At 38.6% G+C, this 2,047-nt stretch carries 3 protein-coding genes; all 3 read right to left on the bottom strand.

Going from position 1 to position 2,047, the window contains the following annotated elements:
* Nucleotides 1-28: 28 nt before the first annotated feature.
* The 3 genes from CRENPOLYSF2_RS03860 to CRENPOLYSF2_RS03850 all read right to left on the bottom strand — a co-directional run bounded on the left by CRENPOLYSF2_RS03860 (nt 29) and on the right by CRENPOLYSF2_RS03850 (nt 2,009).
* The gene (locus CRENPOLYSF2_RS03860; protein WP_176371021.1) at nt 29-697 is read right to left on the bottom strand and encodes a TIGR04255 family protein; all 669 of its coding nucleotides are present in this window, start codon (nt 695-697) and stop codon (nt 29-31) included.
* 203 nt (nt 698-900) lie between these two features.
* The gene (locus tag CRENPOLYSF2_RS18455; RefSeq protein ID WP_140396783.1) at nt 901-1,374 is read right to left on the bottom strand and encodes a winged helix-turn-helix domain-containing protein; all 474 of its coding nucleotides are present in this window, start codon (nt 1,372-1,374) and stop codon (nt 901-903) included.
* 287 nt (nt 1,375-1,661) lie between these two features.
* Nucleotides 1,662-2,009, bottom strand: a complete 348-nt coding sequence (locus CRENPOLYSF2_RS03850; protein ID WP_217884061.1) for a hypothetical protein — start codon at nt 2,007-2,009, stop codon at nt 1,662-1,664.
* Nucleotides 2,010-2,047: the final 38 nt, after the last annotated feature.

The following is a 2,047-nucleotide window of genomic DNA, read 5'->3' as shown; positions in this document are numbered from 1 at the left end:
AGGATGCTCGGATAAAATTGAAAAAGCTTTATCCGACACTTAAAGAGTGACTAAGTACTAGTAAGATTCCGTTATTTAACGTTTCCAACCTGAGAGCGGCGCTTGGCTCTGTGCTCATAGTCAAAAGACTGATCATATCCTCAGGAACTGCAAGTGAGTCTGGCTGGCTGATGCAACGTACCCGTAAATCATACTCGCCGGACTTATAAGAACCCGCATAGACGCATCCAACATCTGTTATTCCTGAAAAGCTGGTGGCTAACAAGCGTTCTGAAACATACTGATTACGGTTTTCCCTTTCTTTTACTTTTATGTGATCAACATAACGAATGCCGGTATTAATAACATCCATGAATCGCATATGTTTTAGTAGAACGCTTAAGCATTTTGATAGCGTTGCTTCAAATTCATTGTATCGGGTATATTTCCTACAAAAAACCAGCAAATGATCGGGGGCTAGATGAATACCCAGGTTGCGATCGCTTGACAGGAGCATCCATAACTTGGTTACATTTTCACCCTGTATGCCAGGGATGCCGGTTTGAATTTGTATGGTTTGAATAAGTGGGGTGATTTCTCTTAGCTCATCATGTATTTCATCAATTTTTTTAGCCAACAGCGGCCACGCCGCAAAGCGTACTGAGGCGATTGCGTAAATTAATGGAGAGTTTGGCAGGATACCCGTTCGATCAGTCATAGAATTACTGCTCATTAAATTAATTTAATTATTATGAAACTGATGGTAAGTATACACCAAACTAAACACTGCAAATTAAATGTACACTAGTTGGCGACAAAAGTTTAAAAATCTGTTCCACGTTTATCTTAACGCTATCGCTGGCAAAGCCTGCATCACAGAATACGGCGCGTAAGGGCTTGATGAGGACTGCCGCAGTTGTATTAATTTTTTTCAGTGGCCTTAATATATTCTTTTATATCAACAATACGCTGGTTAACTATGCGTTCTTTTTCTTTTTCCATATTGGAAACGCTACCTTTCCAGCCATAATGTGGATTAAGTTTGTAACCACTGGTGGTGCCTTCTTTAACTTTTAGAATGATACCTTTGTTAACTAACAGTTTTATTGCTGAGCTAACATGCGTTTTTTGCATTTCCAATTGCTTAGCAATTTCTACTTGTTTAATGGTAATAAAATTCTCGAACTCTAGATTACCCATTAAAAAAAATAAGACTGACTTTGTTGCGCCGGTAAGTTCTTTATCTTTGGCAATTGTTATTAATGAATCTTGGAAAGTCATCATCCACCTGTTGCCTGTAATTTTAGGTTTGGAATAAGCGACATAAACAAAATATCCGTCTTTCTTTTCACCTGTCTTTTCATTGACTGTATAAAGTTTTTCGTCTTTTTTCATGTGGTCGCCTCATCAATGGCATCAAATGTGCTGTAAAACTAAAAAGTTACACTATATGGTAACAAAGTTACGTTATGATGTAACTTTTTAGTTTTACAAACCACAAATACTAAGGCTTCCAGCAGTTTTCTTATGTTATGAATAAATGAGTTAAGTTATTTTCTTGGTCTTCTATTAATTGTAGTTTTATGTGTCTAATTTAATTGGAAAATGTTTTAGCTTTGTGTGGCTCGGATTCTGTAGTGACTGAAAAAAGCTCAGTCACTACAGAATCCGAGCTTTTGTTTTTAAATTGTCCTAAGCTCGGTATTCGGCGACAACAGCTTAAATATTTGTTCCACGTTGATCTTAACACTATCGCTGGCAAAGCCTGCATCACAGAATACGGCACGTAGGGGTTTTATTTCGGCCAGTTGTTTGATGAAGGCTTCGGTGATGCCGCCTTCGCGGTCAAAGCAGGCGGCAATGGCGTTTTCAGCGACGATGAATACTGACTTGCCATCAATGGTTTGGTGTTGGATGGGCAGGGTTAAATCCACGCCCCAGTCTAAGAGTACTTGGAACAATAAATCTTCATCGCTGCGGTCTGCGCGGATATTACTGACGTAGCTTTCACTACCGTACACTTTTTCCAAAGCTATTGCTATTTTTTAACAGTTTGATAATTTAGTGA

This window comes from Crenothrix polyspora (assembly GCF_900163755.1).
GTDB lineage: Bacteria > Pseudomonadota > Gammaproteobacteria > Methylococcales > Methylomonadaceae > Crenothrix > Crenothrix polyspora.
The sequence above is the reverse complement of the archived record's forward strand: the minus strand, read 5'-3'. Positions and strand labels throughout refer to the sequence as shown.